Source organism: Mycolicibacterium psychrotolerans, from assembly GCF_010729305.1.
GTDB classification, from domain to species: domain Bacteria; phylum Actinomycetota; class Actinomycetes; order Mycobacteriales; family Mycobacteriaceae; genus Mycobacterium; species Mycobacterium psychrotolerans.
Window position 1 is genome coordinate 3,854,936 of record NZ_AP022574.1, and the last position, 24,887, is coordinate 3,879,822.

At 67.0% G+C, this 24,887-nt stretch carries 18 protein-coding genes and 2 rRNA genes; 4 read left to right on the forward strand and 16 right to left on the reverse strand.

Going from position 1 to position 24,887, the window contains the following annotated elements:
- Positions 1-76: 76 nt before the first annotated feature.
- The 5 genes from G6N45_RS18800 to G6N45_RS18820 form a co-directional block, all read right to left on the reverse strand.
- Positions 77-3,196: ribosomal RNA gene (locus G6N45_RS18800) — 23S ribosomal RNA — on the reverse strand.
- A 432-nt stretch (positions 3,197-3,628) separates the two neighbouring features.
- Positions 3,629-5,148: ribosomal RNA gene (locus G6N45_RS18805) — 16S ribosomal RNA — on the reverse strand.
- Together the 16S and 23S rRNA genes form the textbook arrangement of a ribosomal RNA operon.
- A 494-nt stretch (positions 5,149-5,642) precedes the next feature.
- A complete protein-coding gene (gene tyrS, locus G6N45_RS18810; RefSeq protein WP_163723606.1) occupies positions 5,643-6,926 on the reverse strand; it encodes a tyrosine--tRNA ligase in 1,284 nt (427 codons plus the stop codon).
- Positions 6,927-6,944: 18 nt separating this feature from the next.
- The gene (locus G6N45_RS18815; protein ID WP_163723607.1) at positions 6,945-7,556 is read right to left on the reverse strand and encodes a DNA-3-methyladenine glycosylase; all 612 of its coding nucleotides are present in this window, start codon (positions 7,554-7,556) and stop codon (positions 6,945-6,947) included.
- A 1-nt stretch (position 7,557) separates the two neighbouring features.
- The gene (locus tag G6N45_RS18820; RefSeq protein ID WP_163723608.1) at positions 7,558-8,607 is read right to left on the reverse strand and encodes an alpha/beta hydrolase; all 1,050 of its coding nucleotides are present in this window, start codon (positions 8,605-8,607) and stop codon (positions 7,558-7,560) included.
- Between the two features lie 58 nt (positions 8,608-8,665).
- Here G6N45_RS18820 and G6N45_RS18825 point away from each other — a divergent pair, with 58 nt between their 5' ends.
- The 3 genes from G6N45_RS18825 to G6N45_RS18835 are packed head-to-tail and all read left to right on the forward strand — an operon-like array spanning position 8,666 to position 10,811.
- Entirely contained in the window at positions 8,666-9,430 is a 765-nt protein-coding gene (locus tag G6N45_RS18825) for an ABC transporter ATP-binding protein (RefSeq protein ID WP_163723609.1), read from the forward strand.
- Complete coding sequence (locus G6N45_RS18830; RefSeq protein WP_163723610.1) at positions 9,364-10,191, forward strand: ABC transporter permease; 828 nt, start codon at positions 9,364-9,366, stop codon at positions 10,189-10,191. Before G6N45_RS18825 ends, G6N45_RS18830 begins: the two co-directional genes overlap by 67 nt.
- Before the next feature lie 5 nt (positions 10,192-10,196).
- Entirely contained in the window at positions 10,197-10,811 is a 615-nt protein-coding gene (locus G6N45_RS18835) for a TetR/AcrR family transcriptional regulator (protein ID WP_163723611.1), read from the forward strand.
- On the opposite strand, the gene G6N45_RS18840 is transcribed toward G6N45_RS18835, so the two are convergent.
- Genes G6N45_RS18840 through G6N45_RS18850 form a run of 3 tightly spaced genes read right to left on the reverse strand, consistent with a single transcriptional unit; the run spans position 10,808 to position 14,559 of the window.
- Positions 10,808-11,014: a Trm112 family protein gene (locus tag G6N45_RS18840; RefSeq protein WP_163723612.1), complete on the reverse strand. Its 207-nt coding sequence runs from the start codon at positions 11,012-11,014 to the stop codon at positions 10,808-10,810. The genes G6N45_RS18835 and G6N45_RS18840 overlap by 4 nt on opposite strands.
- Entirely contained in the window at positions 11,011-11,538 is a 528-nt protein-coding gene (locus G6N45_RS18845) for a hypothetical protein (protein ID WP_163723613.1), read from the reverse strand. The genes G6N45_RS18840 and G6N45_RS18845 overlap by 4 nt, the downstream gene beginning before the upstream one ends.
- Positions 11,539-11,592: 54 nt before the next feature.
- Positions 11,593-14,559: an acyl-CoA synthetase gene (locus G6N45_RS18850; RefSeq protein WP_163723614.1), complete on the reverse strand. Its 2,967-nt coding sequence runs from the start codon at positions 14,557-14,559 to the stop codon at positions 11,593-11,595.
- A gap of 92 nt (positions 14,560-14,651) precedes the next feature.
- On the opposite strand from G6N45_RS18850, the gene G6N45_RS18855 reads away from it, so the two are divergent.
- Complete coding sequence (locus G6N45_RS18855) at positions 14,652-16,412, forward strand: ABC-F family ATP-binding cassette domain-containing protein (protein WP_163723615.1); 1,761 nt, start codon at positions 14,652-14,654, stop codon at positions 16,410-16,412.
- Here the strand turns inward: G6N45_RS18855 and argH are convergent.
- From argH to argC, 8 genes are all read right to left on the reverse strand, one after another.
- Complete coding sequence (gene argH, locus G6N45_RS18860) at positions 16,409-17,830, reverse strand: argininosuccinate lyase (protein WP_163723616.1); 1,422 nt, start codon at positions 17,828-17,830, stop codon at positions 16,409-16,411. The two genes, G6N45_RS18855 and argH, sit on opposite strands and share 4 nt — an antisense overlap.
- Positions 17,827-19,029 carry an argininosuccinate synthase gene (locus tag G6N45_RS18865; protein ID WP_163723617.1) on the reverse strand — a complete coding sequence of 401 codons (1,203 nt, stop codon included), beginning with the start codon at positions 19,027-19,029 and terminating at the stop codon, positions 17,827-17,829. The genes argH and G6N45_RS18865 overlap by 4 nt, the downstream gene beginning before the upstream one ends.
- Before the next feature lie 27 nt (positions 19,030-19,056).
- Positions 19,057-19,542: an arginine repressor gene (locus tag G6N45_RS18870; protein WP_057146293.1), complete on the reverse strand. Its 486-nt coding sequence runs from the start codon at positions 19,540-19,542 to the stop codon at positions 19,057-19,059.
- 67 nt (positions 19,543-19,609) lie between these two features.
- A complete protein-coding gene (argF, locus tag G6N45_RS18875; protein WP_163723618.1) occupies positions 19,610-20,533 on the reverse strand; it encodes an ornithine carbamoyltransferase in 924 nt (307 codons plus the stop codon).
- Positions 20,530-21,705 carry an acetylornithine transaminase gene (locus G6N45_RS18880; protein WP_163723619.1) on the reverse strand — a complete coding sequence of 392 codons (1,176 nt, stop codon included), beginning with the start codon at positions 21,703-21,705 and terminating at the stop codon, positions 20,530-20,532. The genes argF and G6N45_RS18880 overlap by 4 nt, the downstream gene beginning before the upstream one ends.
- Positions 21,702-22,574 (reverse strand): acetylglutamate kinase, encoded by an 873-nt coding sequence (argB, locus tag G6N45_RS18885; protein WP_163723620.1) that lies wholly within the window; start codon positions 22,572-22,574, stop codon positions 21,702-21,704. Before argB ends, G6N45_RS18880 begins: the two co-directional genes overlap by 4 nt.
- Entirely contained in the window at positions 22,571-23,827 is a 1,257-nt protein-coding gene (argJ, locus tag G6N45_RS18890; RefSeq protein ID WP_275996806.1) for a bifunctional glutamate N-acetyltransferase/amino-acid acetyltransferase ArgJ, read from the reverse strand. The genes argB and argJ overlap by 4 nt, the downstream gene beginning before the upstream one ends.
- A complete protein-coding gene (gene argC / locus G6N45_RS18895; protein ID WP_163723622.1) occupies positions 23,782-24,816 on the reverse strand; it encodes an N-acetyl-gamma-glutamyl-phosphate reductase in 1,035 nt (344 codons plus the stop codon). Before argC ends, argJ begins: the two co-directional genes overlap by 46 nt.
- Positions 24,817-24,887 lie beyond the last annotated feature (71 nt).

Here is a 24,887-nt window from a genome sequence, read left to right on the forward strand (position 1 = left end):
ACTCTTTGTGTCCCCTGTTGGTGTTATTGGTGGTGGGGTGTGGGTTGTTTGTGGTGTGGTTGCGAGGTTTTGTTGTTGTTGTAAGTTTTCGGCCGGTTAGTGCCAGTTCCCTGCGACCATTGCTGGTCTTGTAGGTCTGGTCTATCGATCCCGTGGTCTGCGGGGGGCCTTATCCCACTTGAATGGGTGAGAAGCCTGGTCTTGGAGGGGGTTTCCCGCTTAGATGCTTTCAGCGGTTATCCTGTCCGAACGTGGCTATCCAGCGGTGCCCCTGGTGGGACAACTGGTGGACCAGAGGTTCGTCCGTCCCGGTCCTCTCGTACTAGGGACAGATTTCCTCAAGCTTCTGACGCGCGCGGCGGATAGAGACCGAACTGTCTCACGACGTTCTAAACCCAGCTCGCGTGCCGCTTTAATGGGCGAACAGCCCAACCCTTGGGACCTGCTCCAGCCCCAGGATGCGACGAGCCGACATCGAGGTGCCAAACCATCCCGTCGATATGGACTCTTGGGGAAGATCAGCCTGTTATCCCCGGGGTACCTTTTATCCGTTGAGCGACACCCCTTCCACTCAGAGGTGCCGGATCACTAGTCCCGACTTTCGTCCCTGCTTGACGTGTCAGTCTCGCAGTCAAGCTCCCTTGTGCACTTACACTCAACACCTGATTGCCGTCCAGGTTGAGGGAACCTTTGGGCGCCTCCGTTACTTTTTAGGAGGCAACCGCCCCAGTTAAACTACCCACCAGGCACTGTCCCTGAACCGGATAGACGGTTCGAGGTTAGAGGCCCAATACGATCAGAGTGGTATTTCAACAACGACTCCACAATCACTGGCGTGACCGCTTCACAGTCTCCCACCTATCCTACACAAACCGTATCGAGCACCAATACCAAGTTGTAGTGAAGGTCCGGGTCTTTTCGTCCTGCCGCGCGTAACGAGCATCTTTACTCGTAATGCAATTTCGCCGAGTCTATGGTTGAGACAGTTGAGAAGTCGTTACGCCATTCGTGCAGGTCGGAACTTACCCGACAAGGAATTTCGCTACCTTAGGATGGTTATAGTTACCACCGCCGTTTACTGGGGCTTAAATTCTCCGCTTCACCCCCGAAGGGGTTAACAGGTCCTCTTAACCTTCCAGCACCGGGCAGGCGTCAGTCCGTATACATCGTCTTGCGACTTCGCACGGACCTGTGTTTTTAGTAAACAGTCGCTTCTCACTGGTTTGTGCCACCCCACTCCGCTTGGGCCGCAAGGGCTTACACGGTACAGGGTCCCCTTCTCCCGAAGTTACGGGGGCATTTTGCCGAGTTCCTTAACCATAGTTCACTCGTACGCCTCGGTATTCTCTACCTGACCACCTGTGTTGGTTTGGGGTACGGGCCGTGTGTGCGCTCGCTAGAGGCTTTTCTCGACAGCATAGGATCACCGAATTCGCCTCACTCGGCTATGCATCACCTCTCAGGATATGTGAAACCCGGATTTGCCTAGGTTTCTCCCTACAGGTTTGCCCCAGTATTACCACTGACTGGTACGGCTGCCTTCCTGTGTCACCCCATCGCTTGACTACTACCACCGAAGGTCCCGCGCAGCCCCAGAAACCCTTTGACCCGAAGGTCGCCGGTGATTCTGGTTTTGGGCGGTTAGTACCGGTGATTCATCAGGGACGCTCACACACGGGTACGGGAATATCAACCCGTTGTCCATCGACTACGCCTGTCGGCCTCGCCTTAGGTCCCGACTCACCCTGGGCGGACTGGCCTGGCCCAGGAACCCTTGGTCTTTCGGCGGGCAAGGTTCTCACTTGCCTTATCGCTACTCATGCCTGCATTCTCACTCCCACACCCTCCACCACTCGATCACTCGGCGGCTTCACCGGATGCAGGACGCTCCCCTACCCAGCACACACAAGGTGTGCTGCCGCGGCTTCGGCGGTGTGCTTGAGCCCCGCTACATTATCGGCGCACAATCACTTGACCAGTGAGCTATTACGCACTCTTTCAAGGGTGGCTGCTTCTAAGCCAACCTCCTGGTTGTCTTCGCGACTGCACATCCTTTTCCACTTAGCACACGCTTAGGGGCCTTAGCCGGCGATCTGGGCTGTTTCCCTCTCGACGCACGGAGCTTATCCCCCGCCGTCTCACTGCCGCATTACACCGTGTCGGCATTCGGAGTTTGGCTGACGTCAGTAACCTTGTGAGGCCCATCGGCCATCCAGTAGCTCTACCTCCGACACGAACACTGCGACGCTGCACCTAAATGCATTTCGGGGAGAACCAGCTATCACGGAGTTTGATTGGCCTTTCACCCCTACCCACAACTCATCCCCTCAGTCTTCAACCTAAGTGGGTTCGGGCCTCCACGCGGTCTTACCCGCGCTTCACCCTGGCCATGGGTAGATCACTCCGCTTCGGGTCCAGAACACACCACTACACCACACACTGTTGTGTGGATACGCCCTATTCAGACTCGCTTTCGCTACGGCTACCCCACCCGGGTTAACCTCGCGACATGTCCCTGACTCGCAGGCTCATTCTTCAAAAGGCACGCCATCACCCCACGACAAGTCGAAGGCTCTGACGGATTGTAAGCGCACGGTTTCAGGTACTCTTTCACTCCCCTCCCGGGGTACTTTTCACCATTCCCTCACGGTACTAATCCGCTATCGGTCACTGAGAAGTATTCAGGCTTACCGGGTGGTCCCGGCAGATTCACAGCAGATTCCACGGGCCCGCTGCTACTCGGGGAAAACATTCCACAACAGATGACGGGTTTTCGGTTACGGGGCTCTCACCCGCTCCGGCAGACCATCCCAGGCCACTTCACCTAACCCACCATTTTCTCACTGTCGCCCATCACGGCGGTGATGAGAAGAAACGCCCCACAACACCGCACACACAACCCCCGCCGGGTATCACATGCACACGGTTTAGCCATCCTCCGCTTTCGCTCGCCACTACTCACGGAATCACTTTTGTTTTCTTCCTACGGGTACTGAGATGTTTCACTTCCCGCGTTCCCCCGACACCTATGTATTCAGTGCCGGGTGACACGACATCACTCGTGCCGGGTTTCCCCATTCGGACATCCTCGGATCCACGCTCGGTTGGCAGCTCCCCGAGGCATATCGCAGCCTCCCACGTCCTTCATCGGCTCTCAGTGCCAAGGCATCCACCATGCGCCCTTAAACACTTACAACACAAAACCAAAAAAATGAGTCATCACCCACACACACCCACAAAGGGACGCGCGCAGGTATCAGAAAAATTTGCATTACAACCGGACACACCAGCCCACAAAAGCCAGCGCATCCAGATGCTCGCAACCACTATCCACAAATCAAACACCACACCCCACCACCAAAGCAGGGCAACAACACGACCCAATCCCAGCCCCGCCCACAACAGGCGAGACAGGGAACCAACGGGCTGTTGTCTCAAAGCCCAATAGTGTGTCTGATGGCCGCGCACCGAAAAACCCAGCCGAAGCTGAATCCCGTTCCGGCACATAAATGTTTGTCGAGTGCACCCGACGCGCCTCCACTACAGAGACCCGCCATCCAACGAATCGCCTGACACTCCCGAACTCCCACACGATGCGGGCGGGCCCAGGTCTCGTGGTGCTCCTTAGAAAGGAGGTGATCCAGCCGCACCTTCCGGTACGGCTACCTTGTTACGACTTCGTCCCAATCGCCGATCCCACCTTCGACGGCTCCCTCCCACAAGGGGTTAGGCCACCGGCTTCGGGTGTTACCGACTTTCATGACGTGACGGGCGGTGTGTACAAGGCCCGGGAACGTATTCACCGCAGCGTTGCTGATCTGCGATTACTAGCGACTCCGACTTCACGGGGTCGAGTTGCAGACCCCGATCCGAACTGAGACCGGCTTTGAAAGGATTCGCTCCACCTCACGGCATCGCAGCCCTTTGTACCGGCCATTGTAGCATGTGTGAAGCCCTGGACATAAGGGGCATGATGACTTGACGTCATCCCCACCTTCCTCCGAGTTGACCCCGGCAGTCTCTCACGAGTCCCCACCATAACGTGCTGGCAACATGAGACAAGGGTTGCGCTCGTTGCGGGACTTAACCCAACATCTCACGACACGAGCTGACGACAGCCATGCACCACCTGCACACAGGCCACAAGGGAACCGACATCTCTGCCGGCGTCCTGTGCATGTCAAACCCAGGTAAGGTTCTTCGCGTTGCATCGAATTAATCCACATGCTCCGCCGCTTGTGCGGGCCCCCGTCAATTCCTTTGAGTTTTAGCCTTGCGGCCGTACTCCCCAGGCGGGGTACTTAATGCGTTAGCTACGGCACGGATCCCAAGGAAGGAAACCCACACCTAGTACCCACCGTTTACGGCGTGGACTACCAGGGTATCTAATCCTGTTCGCTCCCCACGCTTTCGCTCCTCAGCGTCAGTTACTGCCCAGAGACCCGCCTTCGCCACCGGTGTTCCTCCTGATATCTGCGCATTCCACCGCTACACCAGGAATTCCAGTCTCCCCTGCAGTACTCCAGTCTGCCCGTATCGCCCGCACGCCCACAGTTAAGCTGTGAGTTTTCACGAACAACGCGACAAACCACCTACGAGCTCTTTACGCCCAGTAATTCCGGACAACGCTCGCACCCTACGTATTACCGCGGCTGCTGGCACGTAGTTGGCCGGTGCTTCTTCTCCAGGTACCGTCACTTGCGCTTCGTCCCTGGCGAAAGAGGTTTACAACCCGAAGGCCGTCATCCCTCACGCGGCGTCGCTGCATCAGGCTTGCGCCCATTGTGCAATATTCCCCACTGCTGCCTCCCGTAGGAGTCTGGGCCGTATCTCAGTCCCAGTGTGGCCGGACACCCTCTCAGGCCGGCTACCCGTCGTCGCCTTGGTAGGCCATTACCCCACCAACAAGCTGATAGGCCGCGGGCCCATCCCACACCGCAAAAGCTTTCCACCACACGCCATGAAACGCGCGGTCATATTCGGTATTAGACCCAGTTTCCCAGGCTTATCCCAAAGTGCAGGGCAGATCACCCACGTGTTACTCACCCGTTCGCCACTCGAGTACCCCGAAGGGCCTTTCCGTTCGACTTGCATGTGTTAAGCACGCCGCCAGCGTTCGTCCTGAGCCAGGATCAAACTCTCCAAACAAAAACCCCCAGGACCAAACCCAGGCAGAATTCGAATCAGAAAAATCCGATCACAAAACAAAAGACACCAAAACTGGCATCTGTAAAAAACGTTGCGCCCCCAAACGGGAAAATGCGGACACAACAAAAAACAACAAACAAAAACCACCAAACACACTATTGAGTTCTCAAACAACACCGCCGACTGACCGCGCACAGATCCCGCGGCGAAAGGCCGCGATCGCTGGTGCGGGCAGATGAGGACTCTCACCGAAGTGAGTGACCCTCTGGGAGTCGGCCGCGCTCTCCGGGCTGGGCCCGTGTCGCAGCGACTCCGATAAGTTACGTCAGGGATAACTCCGAGTCAAATGGCCTGCTAGGGCGTGTCTTTCGACCGGGAACCCAGCGCGCGCACCCCAAGGGTGCGTTGACTCTCGAAAGGCTCAACGCACCGGCCGGCACCTTTGTTCCCAAGCCGGGCGCAGCGCTCTGACCAGGGCATTTGGCCCCGCATGCTCATCCAACGCGTTCCACCCCGGCGATGTTCCGCTTGCCGCGGCGCAGCACCAGCCACCGGCCGTGGAGGAAGTCCGAGGGCTGCGGAACCCACTCGTCTGTGGCGATCTTCACGTTGTTGACCGACACTCCGCCCTCGGCGATGGTCCGCCGGGCGGCGCCCTTGCTCGCCGCCAACCCGGTGGCGACCAGCAGGTCGGTGATCGAATCCGGTCCACCCGGGGCGATTTCGGTGACTTCCCCGCTACTGGCCTCGCGCAGCGCTGCCGCCAGCGTCGGCTCGTCGAGGTCGGTCAGCTCGGCTCGGCCGAACAGGGCCTGGCTCGCGTGTTCCACCGATGCGGTCGCCGCCGCACCGTGCACGAGCGTGGTCAGTTCGCGAGCCAGCCGGCGTTGGGCCGCGCGTTCGTGCGGCCGTTCGCCGGTCGCCGTTCCGAGGTCGGCGATCTCCTGCGCGGAAAGGAAGGTGAACCACCGCAGGTACGGGACGACGTCTACGTCCGCGGTGTTGATGAAGTACTGGTACCAGGCGTACGGACTGGTCATGTCGGGGTCCAGCCACAGGCTGCCACCGCCGGTGGACTTCCCGAACTTCTTGCCCTCGGAGTCGGTGACCAGCGGCGTGGTCAGCGCGTGCACTCCGGCGCCGGTCTTCTGACGCACCAACCGGACGCCGGCGATGATGTTGCCCCACTGGTCGGATCCACCGATCTGCAAGGTGCACCCGTGGCGCTGGTGCAGTTCGACGTAGTCGTTGGCCTGCAGCAGCATGTAGCTGAACTCGGTGTAGGAGATGCCGTCGCCCTCGAGCCTGCGGCGCACGGTGTCGCGGTCGAGCATGACGTTGACCGAGAAGTGCTTCCCGACATCGCGCAGGAACTCGATGGCCGACATCTGCCCGGTCCAGGACAGGTTGTCGGCGATGACGGCGCCGGTGGCCGAACCGTCGAAGTCGACGAAGCGCTCCAGTTGCCCGCGGATCCGGTCTGCCCACTCGGCGACCGTGTCGGCGGTGTGCAGCGTGCGTTCGCCGACGTCGCGGGGGTCGCCGATCATGCCGGTCGCACCACCGGCCAGGACGATCGGCCGGTGTCCGGCCTGCTGGAAGCGCCGCAGCGTGAGCAGCGGGATCAGATGCCCCGCATGCAGGCTCGGCGCCGTCGGGTCGAACCCCGAGTAGGCGGTGACGGGGCCCGCCGCCAGAGCGTCGGCGAGTGCGTCGCGGTCGGTGGACTGGGCGATCAGCCCGCGCCAGTCCAATTCGTCGAGAATGTTGCTGCCCACGGCGTCGATCTTCCCGTACTAGTCGCTCTGGCCAGGAGCGGGTGCCCGTGGGCTGCGCCGGTAGGGCGAGACCTCCGGCCGGCCCGACACCCAGAAGCGCCACGGCCGATCCGCCGCCTTGCTGACCCCGGTCCGCGGACCGGCCGCCGCGCTGGGCGGTTGGCTCAGTGAAAGCCGCACTGGCGCAACGGGGTCGAACAGGTCGAGGCCGTTGTCGGCCATCTCGATGCCCAGCGCCGAGCACAGATTGCCCGGCCCGCGGGCCAGCGCCGACTCCTTGACGAGCTCTCCTCGCCTGCTCCACGCCACGTCGGCGCCGTCGTCGATGACCGCTGCGCGAAGCAACACCGCGCCCGCGACGCCGTCGGTGGCGCACACCACGTTGGCACACACGTGGATGCCGTGGCTGCGGTAGGTGTACAGGTGACCGGCCGGCCCGAACATCACCGTGTTGCGTCCGCCCGGCCCACGGAACGAGTGCGACGCCGCGTCGGGCCACGGTCCGTCGGCCGGCCCGCCGTACGCCTCCACCTCGACGATCACCGCGCTCACCCCGCGGGCGGTCAGTCGTGAGCCCAGCAGCAACTGGGCGGCACTGACCGGGTCGACGGCGAGCCGCTCGGCGCTCACGTCAGCGTCCGAACACGTCGCGCAGCGCTTCGGCGACGACGCGGTAGGCGACGTCCTCCTCGGGATGGACGCCGGGAAAGAAGTAGAACCCGTGCGGCATCCCCTCCGGAAAGTAGTCGACAGTGCGTCCGCCGGCGGCGCGGATCCGGTCGGCGAACGCCCGCGCGGAATCGACGATCGGGTCGTGGGTGCCGGCGACGACGACGGTGAGCGGGTAGCCGGAGAGGTCACCGTCGATGGGGCTGACCCACGGATGGTTCCAGCGTTGCGCGCCGACGTAGGCGCCGCGGATGAAGCCGGCGAATGCCATGTCGTAGACGATGCCCCGCGGCGCCAGCGCGAGAAACGACGGCCACCGTTCGAATTGGAAGTCGGCGAACGCGCCGAGCATCACCACGCCGTCGGGGACGCGCACCCCTTCGTCGCGGGCCCGCAGCGGGATCGCGGCCGCGAAGTTCGAGCCGGCGGAGTCGCCCGCGACCACCACGTGCGCCGGGTCGCCGTTGAGCTCGGGGGCGTGTCGGGTCACCCAGCGGTAGACGTCGAACGCGTCGTCGAGCGGCACCGGGAACATGAATTCGGGCGCGGAGCGGTAGTTCGCCGAGACCACCAGCGCGTCGTTGGTGTCCGCCAGCTTGCGCGCGAGGAAGTCGCAGTCCTCCGAGGATCCGACGGTGAATCCCCCGCCGTGGAAGTAGACGATCACCGGCAGAGGCGTCTGCCCCGACCTGACCGGACGGTAGAGCTGGCAGCGTGCGACGCCGTCGCGCACCGGCAGGTAGACCTGATCGACCGCGACGTCGGGCACCGCTTCGGCGCCGGACGCCGGCACCAGCGCCGGGTCGGGTTGCCGTCCGTCGCCGATGTAGCCCGACCGCACCGGCGCGATCATCAGATCGCGCAACGCGACGGGACGCCGGTTGTTGGCGATCACCCGGTACATCGGCATCGCGGGATCGCCAGGGTCGACATGGGACAGCCCGTCGATCGGGACCGGTGCGGTGACATCGACCGAGCCGGCCGGGATGACCCGCAGCGAATCTGGCACCACCGTCGACATCCTACGGACGCTCTTGACACGGTTCCGTACGCGGCGCACTATTCATCACATGATGAGTTCATCAGTCGATGAATTACCGCCGGGGCCAGTCGACGCGGCGATCGACATCGCCGATCTGCGCGTCCGCCGCGGCGGACGCATTGCGCTGGACGGCGTGACGCTGCGTGTGGCGCGCGGCGCCATCACGGGCCTGCTGGGTCCCTCCGGATGCGGCAAGACGACGTTGATGCGCAGCATCGTCGGCACCCAGATCGTCTCGGCCGGCTCGGTGACCGTGCTCGGGCTGCCCGCGGGCTGCGCCGAACTGCGGCATCGCGTCGGCTACGTCACCCAGAATCCGACGATCTATCCGGACCTGCGGGTCGTCGACAACGTGCGCTACTTCGCCGCGCTGTACGGCAGCGAGCCGAGCGACGTGGACGACGCCCTGGCGGCCGTCGGTCTCGACGACTTCCGCCGGTCCCTCGCCGGCAACCTGTCCGGTGGCCAGCGGACCAGGGTCTCGCTGGCCTGTGCCCTCGTCGCGCAGCCGGAGGTCCTCGTGCTGGACGAGCCGACCGTCGGCCTGGACCCGGTGCTGCGAGCCGATCTGTGGGACCGCTTCGCCACACTCGCGCGGCACGGGACGACGCTGCTGATCTCCAGTCACGTGATGGACGAGGCCGACCGCTGCGAGGACCTTCTCCTCCTGCGCGACGGCAGGCTCCTGGCCCACACCACACCGACCCGACTCCGAGAGGACACCGCATGTCAGTCGTTGGACGAGGCGTTCCTGTCCATCATCCGGCGCGACATCGCAGCCGCACCGGCCTGAGCGCGGCGAGCCCCCGCGCCTTTCTCGCAACGACGGTACGCATCCTGCGCCAGGTCGCCGCCGATCACCGCAGCGTCGCGATGATCCTGCTCGTCCCCAGCCTGATCATCACGCTGATGTACTTCATGTTCGACGACATACCGACCCGGCCGGGCGTGCCGTCCCCGTTCGACAACGCCTGCCTGGTCATGCTGGGCGTCTTCCCCCTCATCGTGATGTTCCTGATCACCTCGATCACCATGCAGCGCGAGCGCGTCTCCGGGACGCTGGAACGCATCCTGACCACGCCGCTGCGCCGCCTCGATCTGCTGGCCGCATACGGCACGGCGTTCTCGCTCGCCGCCGCCGCACAGGCGAGCCTGGCCTGCGTCGTGTCGTTCTGGCTGCTCGGTCTCGACACCGCGGGCAACCCGGCGTGGGTGTTCGCGATCGCGATCCTCAACGCCGTGCTCGGCGTCGGACTCGGCCTGCTGTGCAGCGCCTTCGCGCGCACCGAGTTCCAGGCCGTGCAGTTCATGCCGCTGGTCATCGCGCCCCAACTCCTGCTGTGCGGCATCATCGTGCCGCGCGAGCAGCTGCCCGACTGGTTGCAGTGGATCAGCAACGCGATGCCCGCCAGTTACGCTCTGGAGGCACTCCGGCAGGTCGGCGCCCACACCGAGCTGACATCGGTGGCCGTGCGCGACGTCGCGATCGTCGCCGGCTTCGCGATGGTGGCGCTCGGTCTGGCCGCGGCGACATTGAGGCGAAGGACACCGTAGGCGACGTGACGACCGACCAGGACCGCAAACGCCCGGGACGGCCGCCCGGCACCTCGGACACCCGCGACCGCATCCTGGCCGCTGCTCGAGACCTGTTCGCGCGCAACGGGATCGACAGCACCTCGATTCGCGCGATCGCCGCCGCGGCCGAGGTGGATCCCGCGCTGGTGCATCACTATTTCGGCACCAAGACGCAGCTGTTCGCGGCCGCGATCCACATCCCGATCGACCCGATGACCGTGATCGGCCCGCTGCGCGAGGTGCCGGTCGACCAGATCGGACACGTGCTGCCGTCGCTGCTGCTGCCCCTGTGGGATTCGGAACTGGGTAAGGGTTTCATCGCCACGCTGCGTTCGATGCTGGCAGGCAGTGACGTGTCGATGGTCAGATCGTTCCTGCAGGACGTCATCACCGCCGAAGTCGGCGCCCGCGTGGACGATCCGCCGGGCAGCGGCCCGATCCGGGTGCAGTTCGTCGCGTCCCAGCTGGTCGGGGTCGTGATGGCCCGCTACATCCTCGAACTGGAACCGTTCCGATCGCTGCCCGTCGACCAGGTCGTCGAGACGATCGCACCGAACCTGCAGCGATACCTGACGGGTGACCTGCCCGGGCTCCCCTAGGCCTGATCCGCCGCGCCGGCAAGACGCCGATGCTCGTCGTCGTCGACGGTGACCGCCTCGTCGACCAACAGCACCGGAATGTCGTCCTCGATCCGGTATTTGCGGTGCAGACGCGGGTTGTACAGGCAGTTGTCGATGTACAAGAGCGGCCCCCGATCCTCGGGGCACACCAGCAGCGACAGCAACGCGCTGTCGAGGGTCATCCCGTCCGACCGGGCATCGGGAAGATGTTGTCCCCGGGGTCCTTGATCATCGGATTGCCCGGTCCCCAGCCCGGCCCCATCGGCGCCTGCACGATGCCGGGCGTGGCCGGCGGTGCCACCGCAGGCTGCTGGACCTGGTTGGCGGATCGCATCTGCAACTTCCGCTGGTAGACCAGGGTCTGCTCGAGTGCCGCGATGAGCGGTGCCTGATTGGGACGCTTGTCCAGGGCCGCGGTGATCGCTTCCCTGTTGGCAGCCGACGGCTTGAACCCTTGGCCGCGCAGGATCAGGACCTGGTGGATCAGCTTGGACAGCTGCCCGCCACCGGCGCCGAGGTCATACTCGTTGGCGATGATGGCGAGTGCCTGGTCGGCCGTCATCGGCGGCTTCTGACCGTCGGTGGACGGTGCGGGGACCGGATCAGCCAGCGCCGCAGGTGCCGACATACCGGCCGCGAGACCTCCGACCAGCGCGGCACCTGCCACTGCGGTCGCGGTGGCGCGGCGCCAGTTGCGTGGTGACATCAATCCTCCTAGGAGTCGCCAGCGCGAGCCTAACAGTGCGGCTCAGGCCGGGCATCACTGCCGATTTCCTGCGATCTCGCTGCGCACGGCAGTGGTCAACCGCTTGTACCGATGGGTATCGGCGTCCCGGTACCAGGCGTTACGGGACGCCTTCGGAATGCCCTCGGCCTGCAGCGGGCCTGCCAGCGGGCGATAGGTCGCCGTCAGCGTCATCTCATTGACCACGTGCACGATGTCGGGGGCGGCGCCGACGGGAAGATCGGCCAGCGCCTCCGAAAGATCGGCCGACGGGACGCTGCCCCCCGGACGCAGGGCCAGCGCGGTGACCGCGAGCGTCTCGGAGCCGGCGGGGACGGCGTAGGTGAGGGCCATGTCCACCGCGTCCAGCTGGCCGACCGCGTCGTTGACCGTGGCCGCGAAGACCGGACCGCGGGCCGTGTGGATCACCGCGGCGCGGTTGTCGACGAGCCAGTAATCGCCGTCCTCATCCCGACGGAACAAATACTCCGTGGACACCCAGGTGTCGGCGGGGGCGAACACCCCGCGCTTGACCGATGCCAGCGGGTCGACCGGGCCGCGCGGATGAGCGAGCAGCATCCCGACCTCGTTGACCTCGGCGCGCCGGACGAACCCACGGTCGTCCTCGAGGATCAGGTTGTCCTCGGGATCGTAAGCGGCCAGCGCGATCTCGCCGCCGCCGGGCAGCGGCCTGCCCTTGCTGCCCCTCTTCGCGCCTGCGACGTTGGCCAGCACCGCCTGTCCGTCGGTGGTGGCGAAGAACTCGACGACGGTGGCCGGCTCGAAGGTCTCGACGACCCGCTTCCACAGCCCGACGGGCATACCCGAGCCGATGAACACACGCACCGGGTGGCTGCCCGTCAGCGAGAAGGCCGGGTCGTCGATGACCTCCCGCAGCATCGCCCACGTGTAGGACACCACCGTCACGCCGTACTGCCGGATCTCCTGCAGGAAGCGGTCGGGGCGCAGCTCGCGGGACAACGCGATGCGAGCGCCGGCCACCACCGCCCCGCCCAGGCTGACGAGCAGACCGGACTGGTGGTGCAACGGGGTCAGGCAGTACACGGTGTCGTTGCGGCTCAGGTTCGCCGCCGAGGCGGTGCCGAATGCCGACAGCGCCCATCGGTAGTTGGTGATCTGGCGCGCGACGAGCTCGCCGCTGATCGTGCTGAACGCGACGAACGCGAAATCCCGGGCCAGGCCGGGGTTGGGCCGGTACCACCCGGGCAGGTCGACGCGGTCCGGGTCGATCTTCTCCATGTCGATCACGTCGGCGTCTTCGGGCAGGTGCAGGTCGCGCGATTCGCCGCCGCCGAGCACCAGCACACGCGTGTTGAGTGTGCGCGCGGCCTCGAGATTGCTGGGGTCGGTGATGATCTCGGTGACCGCACCCAGCCGTGCGGCTTCGACGAGATCGGCGTCCGAGGGCATCAGCACTGCGACGGCGCCCAGCCGCGACAGCGCGGCGATCGCGACGAGCGCGCTGGGCCGGGTCTCCATCAGCAGGCCCACCCGGGCGCCCTGTCGCACACCGACGTCGATCAGCCCGCGCACGACGTTGTTGATGCGCCGGTCGACGGCCTCGTAGGTGTGCACGCGGCCGTCGAACAGCAGCGCCTCGCCTTGGGGGACGTCGCGCGCCTGCTCACTCATGATGCGGCCCAACGAGATCCGGGTGTGGTCGTTGACCTGGCCGAGACGGGCGAGTCGCGGCAGGGTGCGGGCGGTCTCGACGGCCAGGGTGCGCGCCGACCTGTTGGCCGACACCAGCGCGCCCGCCGCGGATTTGGCGAGGCTGAACGCCATCTCGGTGGCGGCGGTCGCGCCGTGCGCCAGCCGGGAGGTCAGCGACACCCCGTTGTCGTTGGGCTCGCCCGGCTGCAACGGCATCGGTGTGACGCCTTCGGGCATGCCACCGCCACCGTCGAGCCAGCGCACCCACTGCGCGACGGTCGGCCAGGTCTGGCTGGATGCCTTGGATCCCACCACGAGTCCGAAATGGCCTGCGCGGATGAGGAATTCGTAGACGTCAGCCTTCGGGGCGGCCCGCTTGATGCCGCGCACGGATGCCGGCTGCCCGATGTCGTCGACCTCGCCGATGACCGCGAGCACCGGGCAGTCGATATCGGAGAGCGTCACCAGATCGCCGTGGACGGAGAAGCCGCCGGTCATCATCCGGTTGTGGGCGACGAATTGTTTGAGCAGTTCGGAGATCGCCGGACCCGACCACGCGATCCAGCCCTCGGAGGCCAGGAACCGGCGCTGCTGTTCGCGCGGCAGCAACGCTTCCCGGTCGTGCAGCTGGCGAAGGAACTCCAGCCGCGACTGGGCGGTCTTGATCGGGTCGAGCATCTGGAAGCCGGTGCGTGCCATCCACCCGGGAATGTCGATCCGGTTGAAGACGTGGTCGGCCATGAAGTCGGCCGCGACGGGCGCCAGGCTCGCGGGCAGGTTCATCGGGAGCGCGGCGAGCGTGTCCACCGGGGAGCCGAACGCGATGATGCTCGCGAGATCCTTCGATCGCCGGTACGCCGCCGACTGGTAGGCGAACATGCCGCCCTGGGAGTACCCCGCCAGGTGTACGTCCCGGCCGGTCACCGTCTTGACAGTGTCGACGGCTTCGCTGAGCGCGACGACGTGGTCGGCCAGGTTGCGCTGCATGCCGCCCTCGACCTTGTCGGGCGACCCGAAATCGATCACCCACGGGTCGACGCCGGCGCGGTGCAGGATGCCCACCGCGCCGTCCTGGCGGGTGACGTCCCACATGTCGGCCGACATCATCATCGGATGCACCATCAGCACCGGCGGACCCGCGGGCTTGGACCCGGGGCGGGTGTCGGGCGGAAAGTAGCGGCGCAGCCGGTACATCGGGACGCTCTCGATGATCTGGAACGGCGACGGCACCGAGCCGGTTTCCAGGCCGCCGTAGCGCAGCACCTCGAGACCGTTCTGAGCAGTGGCGACCAGCCGGCCCACCGGTCTGGTTATCGCCGACAGATGCACCAACGCGCGCTCCCCTATCGCTGACCCCGCATCGCCTCGTCCCCGACTGCAGACGTCATCATGGCACAGGACCCGCCTATCATCGGCGGCTGATGGCAAACCTGATCAACCTGGAAAAGGCGACCGTGGGCTACGGCACCCGCACGTTGCTCGACGCCGTCAGCCTCGGAGTCGAGGAAGGCGACGCGATCGGCGTGGTGGGCCGCAACGGCGACGGCAAGACCACACTGCTGAAGGTGCTGACCGGTACGCAGGCGCCGGATTCCGGGCGGGCCACCCACACCTCCGGTCTCTCGGTGGGATACCTGCGGCAGTCCGATGACTTCGCGCCGAACGAAACCGTGCGCGACGTGATCGTCGGCGGCCGGCCCGACCACATCTGGGCCGCCGAACCGGACACCCGCGCGGTGGTCGAGCATCTGCTCGCCGAGGTGCAGCTCGATGCCGCGGCGGCTGCGCTGTCCGGTGGCGAGCGGCGCCGCGTCGCGTTGGCCGAGGTGCTGCTCGGTGGCCACGACGTGCTCGTGCTCGACGAACCCACGAACCACCTCGACGTGGAGGTGATCGGTTGGCTGGCAGGGCATCTGAGCGCGCGGCCGGCGCGGGCGCTGGTGGTGGTCAGCCACGACCGCTGGTTCCTCGACGCGGTGTGCACCAGCACGTGGGAGGTCCACGACGGTGTCGTCGACGCCTACGACGGCGGCTACGCCGCGTTCGTGCTGTCGCGCGCCGAGCGGATGCGGACCGCCGCGGGCACCGAGGCGCGGCGCAGAAACCTGATGCGCAAAGAGCTCGCATGGCTGCGGCGCGGGCCGCCGGCACGGACGTCGAAGCCGAAGTTCCGCATCCAGGCGGCCAACGACCTGATCGCCAACGAACCGCCGCCGCGCGATTCGCTGCTGCTGCAGCGGTTTGCCACGTCCCGGCTCGGCAAGGACGTCTTCGATCTGCACCGCGTCACGCTCACGGTGGGCGATCCGCCGCGCACACTGCTCGACCGGATCGACTGGTCGATCGGTCCCGGCGCACGCATCGGACTGGTCGGCGTCAACGGCACCGGCAAGACGTCGGTGCTGCGGCTGCTGGCCGGCGAGATGTCGCCGACGGCGGGCACCGTCAAGCGGGGTGTGACGCTGCGGATCGGCCATCTGAGCCAGGCGCTGGCCGAACTCGACGAATCCGCACGCGTCCTGGACGCGGTCGAGGACCGGCGCAGGGTCACCGAACTGGCCGAGGGCCGGGAAGTCACCGCCGACACGCTTCTCAAGGATTTCGGGTTCACCGGCGACAAGCTGACCACCCGGCTCAGTGAGCTCTCCGGCGGTGAACGCCGGCGGCTGCAGTTCCTGCGACTGCTGCTCGACGAACCGAATGTGTTGCTGCTCGACGAGCCGACCAACGACCTCGACATCGAAACCCTGACGGTCATCGAGGACTACCTCGACGGCTGGCCCGGCACGCTGATCGTCGTGACGCACGACCGCTACTTCCTCGAACGTGTCAGCGACGTCACCTATGCGCTGACCGGCGGCGGGCGGTGCGAGCTGCTGCCCGGCGGTATCGAGCAGTATCTGGCGGGCCGCGCGGCCTCGACAGCGCCGGAACCGGTCCGCGCTCAAGCCAAGAACGGCGAGTCCGCGGCGGCGAAGGATCGCCGCACTGGCAAGGAGATGGCGCGCATCGAGAACCAGCTCGCCAAACTCGAGGACCGCATCGCCGAACTGCACGAGTCGATGGCCGACGCCGCCGCCGACCACGTGCGCGCCGCAGGGCTCAACGCCGAGCTCGGCGAACTGCTCTCCCGCAAGCAGTCGTTGGAGGAGGACTGGCTGACGCTCGCCGAGGATACTTAACGGCGCCCCTCCCGAAGCCGTGACCGCAGCGACTCCGCGGTCTCCCGCACGCCGCTGAGCTGTCGGGCCACCTGGACCGGCGCCGTGCCGCCGCGCGCGTCGCGCGAGTTCACCGACCCTTCCACGGTGAGCACCTCGCGGACCTGCGGACCGAGCTCGGGGTGCAGGGCGGCGAGTTCGGCGTCCTCGAGCTCCTCCAAACCCACCCCGCGGGCTTCGGCCGCCCGCACCGCCGCACCGGCGGCCTCGTGGGCCACGCGGAACGGAACCCCGCGCCGCACCAGCCATTCGGCGACGTCGGTGGCCAGCGTGTAACCCAACGGCGCCAGCGCGGCCATCCGGTCCTCGTCGAAACTCAGCGTCGCCACCAGGCCCGCCATCGCCGGGAGCAGCAGTTCCAGTTGCGCCACCGAATCGAAGACGGGCTCCTTGTCCTCCTGCAGGTCGCGGTTGTACGCCAGCGGCTGGGCCTTCAATGTGGCCAGCAGCCCGGTGAGGTTGCCGATGAGCCGGCCGGCCTTGCCGCGCGCGAGCTCGGCGATGTCGGGGTTCTTCTTCTGCGGCATGATCGAGCTGCCGGTCGACCACGCGTCGTGCAGCCTCACGTAGCCGAATTCGGTGGTGCTCCACAAGATGATGTCCTCGGCAAGCCGGGACAGGTCCACACCGATCAGCCCGAAGACGAAGGCTGCTTCGGCGGCGAAGTCCCGCGCGGCGGTGGCGTCGATCGAATTGTCGGCTGCCGCTGTGAATCCCAGCTCCTCGGCGATCGCGTCCGGGTCGAGGCCGAGCGACGATCCGGCCAATGCGCCCGACCCGTAGGGCGACACCGCGGCGCGCTTGTCGACGTCGGCGAGCCGGTCCACGTCGCGCAGCAGCGGGTGCGCGTGGGCCAGCAGGTGGTGCGCGAGCAGCACCGGCTGGGCCGACTGCAGGTGCGTCTTGCCGGGCATGATCGCGGTGGGATGGGCGGCGGCCTGCGTCGCCAGCGCCGCGACCACCTCGAGGACGCCGTCGGCGACCCGGCGGATCGCATCGCGCAGCCACAACCGGAACAGGGTGGCCACCTGATCGTTGCGCGACCGGCCCGCCCGCAGCCGGCCCCCGAGGTCGGCACCGACCCGGTCGATCAGCCCGCGCTCGAGCGCCCCGTGCACGTCCTCGTCGGTGACGATCGGACCGAAGCTGCCGTCGGCGACGTCGGCGCCGAGACTGTCCAGGCCTGCGAGCAACCCGTCGCGTTGCTCCTCGGTGAGCAGCCCGGCGCGGTGGAGCACCCGCACGTGCGCCTTCGAGGCGGCGACGTCATAGGGCGCCAGCACCCAGTCGAAGTGCGTCGACTTGCTCAGCGCGGCCAGCGCGTCCGAGGGGCCGTCGGCGAACCGGCCGCCCCACAGCGAACCCTCGTTGGTGCTCACTTGATCCCGAGGTCCCGTCGCGCCGACAGACTCGACGACAACCCGTGCACGTGCACGAACCCCTTCGCGGAGGACTGGTCGAACGTGTCGCCCTCGTCGTAGGTGGCGAGGTTGAAGTCGTAGAGAGATTCCTGGCTCCGCCTGCCGTTGACCGCGATGTGGCCGCCGTGCAGGACCAGCCGGATCTCGCCGGTCACGTGCTGCTGGGTCTGGGCGACGAACGCTTCCAGCGCCGTCTTCAGCGGCGAGTACCAGAGGCCGTCGTAGACCAGTTCGCCCCACTTCTGGTCGGTGCCGCGCTTGAACCGGCCGAGTTCGCGCTCCAGCGTGACGTGCTCGAGTTCGGTGTGCGCGGTGATGAGCACCATCGCGCCGGGCGCCTCGTAGATCTCCCGGCTCTTGATGCCGACCAGTCGGTCCTCGACGACATCGAGGCGGCCCACGCCCTGCGCACCCGCGCGTGCGTTGAGTTGCTCGATGGCCTGCAGGACGGTCACCGGCGCTCCGTCGATGCTCACCGGCACGCCCTTGTCGAACCCGACGATCACTTCGTCCGGACTGCTCCAGTTGACCGTCGGATCCTCGGTGTAGTCGTACACGTCCTTGGTGGGCGCGTTCCAGAGGTGTTCCAGGAAGCCGGTTTCCACCGCACGACCCCACACGTTCTGGTCGATGGAGAACGGCGAGCGCTTGGTGACGTTGATCGGGATGGCGTTCTCCTCGGCGAACGCGATCGCCTTTTCCCGCGTCCATGCGTAGTCCCGGACCGGTGCCAGCACCTCGAGATCGGGTGCCAGCGAGGCGAAGCCGACCTCGAAGCGGACCTGGTCGTTGCCCTTGCCGGTGCAGCCGTGCGCGACGATGCCGCCACCGTGCTCGCGGGCCGCGTCGACGAGGTGTTTGACGATCAGCGGCCGACTCAGGGCCGACACCAGCGGGTAGCGGTCCATGTAGAGCGCGTTGGACTGGATCGCGGGCAGGCAGTACTGCTCGGCGAACTCGTCGCGCGCGTCGACGACGACCGCCTCGACGGCGCCGCAGTCCAGCGCTCGCTGGCGCACGACCTCCATGTCCTCGCCGCCCTGCCCGAGGTCGATGGCCACGGCGACCACTTCGCGACCGGTCTCCTTGCCGATCCAGCTGATCGCCACCGAGGTGTCCAGACCGCCGGAATACGCGAGGATGACGCGCTCGGACATAGGTAACTCCTTACTCGTGGGGATGTTTCAGGCTTTGGCGAGGTTCTCGACGGCCGCGGCCAGCTCGGCGCCGGTCATCGGTTCGCGGGCGATGACGAAGATCGTGTCGTCGCCGGCGATCGTGCCGACGACGTACGGCAGCGCCGCCCGGTCGATCGCGCTCGCCAGGTAATGGGCGGCGCCGGGCGGTGTGCGCAGCACCGCGAGGTTGGCACTGGCGTCAGTCGACACCAGCAGGTCGCCGAGCAGACGCGACACCCGTTCGGTGCCGCCGGTGACGCCACGCACAGGGCTGCCGTCCTCGGGGACGATGTAGACGCCGACGCCGCCGTCGGCGCCCCGCAGTTTGACCGCGCCGAGCTCCTCGAGGTCACGCGACAGCGTGGCCTGCGTGACGTCGATGCCCTCGTCGGCCAGCAGCGCCGCGAGCTCGGTCTGACTGTGCACCGACTGCGCGGACAGCAGCGCGACGATCCGCGCCTGCCGACCCGCGCGCGTCGTCGCGGCCGTCATTGCTCGACTCCCACTCGCTCCGGTCCTCGCTCCGCTGCGATCCTCACTCGCGGTCGTCTTCGCGTCGTCACGAGTGCTCCAGCAGCCACACCAGCAGCGCCTTCTGCGCGTGCAGCCGGTTCTCGGCCTCGTCCCACACCGCGCTGCGCGGGCCGTCGATCACCTCGTCGGTGATCTCGTGTCCGCGGTGAGCCGGAAGGCAGTGCAGCACAACTGCTTCGGAGTCGGCGCGGGCCAGCAGTGCCGAGTTCAGCTGGAACGGCCGGAACGGCCGGACCCGGTCCAGACCGTCGTTCTCCTGCCCCATCGAGGTCCAGGTGTCGGTGACCAGCACGTCGGCGCCGTCGGCGGCAGCGTCCGCGTCGTCGCTGAGCGTCACCGTCGCCCCGGTCTGCTGGGCGCGCGTCTCCGCAGCGGCGACGAACATCGGGTGCGGTTCGAACCCGCGCGGCGCGGCGATGGTGACGTGCACCCCGGCGTTGACCCCGCCCAGCATCAGCGAGTGCGCCATGTTGTTGGCGCCGTCGCCGAAGTAGCTCAGCCGCAACCCTTTCAGGCCACCCTTCCACTCGGCGAGGGTCTGCAGGTCGGCCAGCACCTGGCATGGGTGGAACTCGTCGGAGAGCGCGTTGACGATCGGGACGGAGGCGCCGCTCGCCATCGCGGTGAGCCGCTCCTGGGCGAAGGTTCGCCATACGATCGCGTCGACGTAGCGGGACAGCACGGCGCCGGTGTCCTCGAGCGTCTCCTCCCGGCCGAGCTGGGTGCTGCGCCCGTCGACGACCACCGCGTGCCCGCCCAGCTGGGCGATGCCCATCTCGAACGAGAACCGGGTTCTGGTGGAGTTCTTCTCGAAGATCACCGCGACGCCGCGGGGCCCCTCCAGCGGTCGCCGGGCGAAGGGGTTGCGCTTGAGTTCGGCGGCAAGCGCCAGCACCTCGGCCTGCTCCTCGGGAGTCAGGTCGTCGTCGCGCAAGAAGTGCCGCGTCATGACCCGGCCGCCGTGTCGAGAATGGCCGGCAAGGCGCCGACGAAGGCCTGCACCTGCTCGTCGGTGACCACCAGCGGCGGTGCCAACCGGACGATGTCCGGGGCGGCGGCGTTGACCAGGAAACCGGCGTCACGCGCGGCGACCTCGACCGGCTTGGCGGCCTCGGCGGTGAGCACGATGCCGCGCAGCAGCCCCCGGCCGCGAACGTGGTCGACGAGGGGATGGCCCAGGGCCTCGATCCCGTGGCTGAGTGTCTTGCCCAGCACGTCGGCGCGCTCGATCAGGCCCTCGTCGGCGAGCACCCGCAGCACCGCCAGCGCCGCGGCGGTGCACACCGGGTTGCCTCCGAAGGTGCTGCCGTGCAGACCCGGAGTGAGCAGACCGGCGGTCGCCCCGACCGCCAGACACGCCCCGATGGGCAGCCCGCCGCCGAGCCCTTTGGCCAGCGTGACGATGTCGGGGGTGATGCCGTCGTGCTGATGCGCGTAGAAGGCCCCGGTGCGGCCGACACCCGTCTGCACCTCGTCGAGGACGAGCAGGGCGCCGTGTTGTGCGGTGATCTCCCGTGCGGCGACCAGGTAGCCGGCGGGCGGCACGACGACGCCGCCCTCCCCCATGATCGGTTCGAGGAACACCGCGGCGGTCTGGTCGTCGACGGCGGCGCGCAACGCGTCGGTGTCGCCGTACGGCACGTGGGTGACGTGGCCGGGTAGCGGTTCGAAGGGCGCCTGTTTGGCCGGTTGGCCGGTGAGCGCCAGCGATCCCATCGTGCGGCCGTGGAAAGCATTCTGCGCGGCAACGAGTTTCGTGCGGCCGGTCAACCGGGTGATCTTGAACGCGACCTCGTTGGCCTCGGTGCCCGAGTTGCAGAAGAAGGCCCGGGCCGGCGCACCGAGATGACCGACGAGAGCTTCGGCCAGCGCCACGCCGGGCTCGGTCGCATACAGGTTGGAGGTGTGACCGAGCGTGCTCATTTGACGGTGCACGGCCTCGATCACCGCGGGATGGCCGTGCCCGAGCACGTTCACCGCGATGCCGCCCAGCAGGTCGACATAGGACTTCCCGTCCACGTCGGTGACCACCGCGCCCTCGCCGCCGGCCAGCGCCAGTGGCGGGGTGCCGTAGTTGTTCATCATGACGGCCGACCAGCGATCCAGCAGCGTTCCGCTCATGAGGCCACCACCTTCGTGCCCGCGCCCTCGTCGGTGAACAGCTCGGCCAGCACGCAGTGCTCGACGCGGCCGTCGATCACGTGTGCGCTCGGCACCCCGCCGTTGATCGCCCGCAGACAGGCCTCGATCTTGGGCACCATGCCCTCCTCCAGGGTGGGAAGCAGTTGTGTCAAAGCGCCCGAGCCGATTTCGCTGACCAGGGAGCCGCGGTCGGGCCAGCGGGTGTACAGGCCTTCGACATCGGTGAGCATCAGCAGTTTCTCGGCGCCGAGCGCTTCGGCCAGCGCGGCCGCGGCGGTGTCGGCGTTGATGTTGTACACCAGTCCGTCGGCGTCGGGAGCGATCGTGGAGACCACGGGAATGCGGCCCGCGGCGATGAGATCGCGCACGGCGTCGGTGTTGACCCGCTCGACATCGCCGACCAGTCCGATGTCGGTGGCCACCCCGTCCACCAGCACGGTGCGGCGCACGGCCGTGAACAGATGGGCGTCCTCCCCGGTGATGCCCACCGCGTAGGGGCCGTGGGCGTTGATCAGGTTCACCAGTTCGCGGCCCACCTGACCGAACAGCACCATTCGGGCGACGTCGAGCACCTCGGGCGTCGTGACGCGGAAGCCGCCCTTGAAGTCACCGGCGATGCCGAGCTTGCGCAGCATCGCGCTGATCTGCGGTCCGCCGCCGTGCACCACGACGGGATGGATGCCGCAGTTGCGCAGAAACACCATGTCGGCCGCGAACGCCGCCTTGAGGGTGTCGTCGGTCATCGCGTTCCCGCCGTACTTGACCACGACGATCTTGCCGTGCAAGGCCTTCAGCCACGGCAGCGCGGCGGCGAGCACCTGCGCCTTCAACGGCGTCGCCACACTCATGAGCTGTACGCCGAGTTCTCTTCGACGTACGCGTGCGACAGGTCGGTGGTGCGGATCGACGCCGACGCCGAGCCGACGCCGAGGTCAACGGTGACCGCGATGTCGTCGCCGGACAGGTCCACCTCGCGCGCGCCTTGGGCGCCGACGCTGTCGACGCAGACCGGAAAGCCGTTGAAAGACACGGTGATCCGGTCGGCGTCCAGCGGCACCGGCGCCATGCCGACGGCGGCGAGCACCCGACCCCAATTGGCGTCCGAACCGAACAGCGCTGTCTTGACCAGACTGTCGCGGGCGATCACCCGGGCGGCGGTGACCGCGTCGTCTTCGCTCGCCGCACCGGTCACGGTCACGGTGATCCGCTTGGTGACACCCTCGGCGTCGGCCTGCAACTGTGCACACAGGTCATCGCACACCGCGAGCACCGCGGCGTCGAGATCGTGCTGGCTGGGCGCGATCTCGCTGGCGCCCGACGACAGCAACAGTACGGTGTCGTTGGTGGAGCAGCTGCCGTCGACGTCGAGCCGGTCGAAGGTCGTCGACGCGGCGCGGCGCAGCGCGCGCTCCAGTGCCGCCGAGTCGGCGACGGCGTCGGTGGTGATCACACACAGCATGGTGGCCAGCGACGGCGCCAGCATGCCCGCGCCCTTGGCCATTCCGCCGACCGTCCAGCGGTCCTGATGATGCAGTGCAACCTGTTTGGGCACCGTGTCGGTGGTCATGATGGCGCGCGCCGCCTCTTCGCCGCCGGTCAGCCCGCCGGCCATCTCCCGGACGATCTCGCCGACGCCGGCGAGCACCTTGTCCATCGGGAGCCGGTCGCCGATCAGCCCGGTCGAGCACACCGCGACCTCGATCGCACCGGTCTCGGTGCCCCAGTCCGACAGGGCAGCGGCGACGGCCTCGGCGGTGGCGTGGGTGTCCTGGAATCCGAGCGGTCCGGTGCAGGCGTTGGCGCCGCCGGAGTTGAGGATGACCGCGCGCAGCCTGCCGGTGGTCAGCACCTGCTGCGACCACAGCACCGGAGCGGCTTTGACCTTGTTGCGGGTGAACGCGCCTGCCGCGGCGTGGTCGGGACCCTCGTTGAACACCAGCGCCAGATCGAGCGCACCGGACGCCTTGATCCCGGCCGGGATTCCCGTTGCGCGGAAGCCCGCGGGTGCGGTCACTCCCTGGGTCCGCAACAGCCGGATCCTGTCGGACAGCTCGGTCACGGCGCCACTCCCACGGTCGTCAGTCCCTCGGTCTCGGTCCATCCCACCGCCAGGTTCATCGACTGCACCGCCGCGCCCGCGGTTCCCTTCACGAGGTTGTCGATCGCGGCGACGGCGACGAAAGTCTGCGCGTCCTCGTCCACGGCGATCGCCAACTGCGCGGCGTTGCTCCCGATCACGGCGCCGGTCTTCGGCAGCTGCCCCTCGGGCAGCAGGTAGACGAACGGTTCTGCGTCGTAGGCCTTTTCGTAGGCCGCGCGAAGCTCGGCCACCGACGCCTGCGTGCGCGCGGTGCAGGTGGCGAGGATCCCTCGGGAGGTCGGGATCAGCACGGGCGTGAACGACACGGTGACATCGCCTGCGGCCACCGCCGCCAGGCCCTGCGCGATCTCGGGGGTGTGGCGGTGCTTACCGCCGATGTTGTAGGCGCGGGCCGAGCCGATGACCTCGGCACCGAGCAGGTCGACCTTGGCCGCCCGGCCCGCTCCGGAGGTCCCGCTGACCGCGACCACGGTGACGGCCGGTTCGATCAGTCCGGACGCCACCGCCGGCCACAGGGCCAGCAGCGCGGCGGTCGGATAGCAGCCCGGCACGGCGATCCGGGTGGCACCGCGGAGCCGGTCGCGGGCGCCGGGCAACTCGGGCAGGCCGTACGGCCAGCTGCCGGCGTACTCGGAGCCGTAGAACCGCTCCCACGCAGCGGCGTCGGTGAGGCGGAAATCGGCGCCGCAGTCGACGATCACGGTGTCAGGGCCGAGCTGATCGGCCAGCGCCGCGGAATGACCGTGCGGCAGGGCGAGGAAGACGACGTCGTGGCCGTTCAGGGCGTCGAGCTCGGTGAGCGCCAGCACCCGGTCGGCCAGCGGCAGCAGGTGCGGATGGTGGTCACCGATTGCGGTGCCCGCACTCGCGGCCGCGGTCAGCGCGCCGAGAGTCAGCCTGCCGTCGGCGTACGCGGGGTGTCCGAGCAGCAGCCGCAGGATCTCCCCTCCGGCGTAACCGCTGGCCCCGGCCACTGCGACGGATGTCATCGTCCGATCTTTGCATGGTTATGCAGGAAGTCGCAAACTCATTAAAACCGGTCCGTCGCATCCGCACGCCA

What these genes read in the sequence shown, in the direction of transcription:
- G6N45_RS18825 (WP_163723609.1), top strand. Translation starts at nt 8,666, where the DNA reads ATGATGAGTTCATCAGTCGATGAATTACCGCCGGGGCCAGTCGACGCG.
- G6N45_RS18830 (WP_163723610.1), top strand. Translation starts at nt 9,364, where the DNA reads ATGTCAGTCGTTGGACGAGGCGTTCCTGTCCATCATCCGGCGCGACAT.
- G6N45_RS18840 (WP_163723612.1), bottom strand. Translation starts at nt 11,014, where the DNA reads ATGACCCTCGACAGCGCGTTGCTGTCGCTGCTGGTGTGCCCCGAGGAT.
- G6N45_RS18845 (WP_163723613.1), bottom strand. Translation starts at nt 11,538, where the DNA reads ATGTCACCACGCAACTGGCGCCGCGCCACCGCGACCGCAGTGGCAGGT.
- G6N45_RS18855 (WP_163723615.1), top strand. Translation starts at nt 14,652, where the DNA reads ATGGCAAACCTGATCAACCTGGAAAAGGCGACCGTGGGCTACGGCACC.
- G6N45_RS18865 (WP_163723617.1), bottom strand. Translation starts at nt 19,029, where the DNA reads ATGTCCGAGCGCGTCATCCTCGCGTATTCCGGCGGTCTGGACACCTCG.
- G6N45_RS18870 (WP_057146293.1), bottom strand. Translation starts at nt 19,542, where the DNA reads ATGACGGCCGCGACGACGCGCGCGGGTCGGCAGGCGCGGATCGTCGCG.
- argF (WP_163723618.1), bottom strand. Translation starts at nt 20,533, where the DNA reads ATGACGCGGCACTTCTTGCGCGACGACGACCTGACTCCCGAGGAGCAG.
- G6N45_RS18880 (WP_163723619.1), bottom strand. Translation starts at nt 21,705, where the DNA reads ATGAGCGGAACGCTGCTGGATCGCTGGTCGGCCGTCATGATGAACAAC.
- argB (WP_163723620.1), bottom strand. Translation starts at nt 22,574, where the DNA reads ATGAGTGTGGCGACGCCGTTGAAGGCGCAGGTGCTCGCCGCCGCGCTG.
- argJ (WP_275996806.1), bottom strand. Translation starts at nt 23,827, where the DNA reads ATGGACCGAGACCGAGGGACTGACGACCGTGGGAGTGGCGCCGTGACC.
- argC (WP_163723622.1), bottom strand. Translation starts at nt 24,816, where the DNA reads ATGACATCCGTCGCAGTGGCCGGGGCCAGCGGTTACGCCGGAGGGGAG.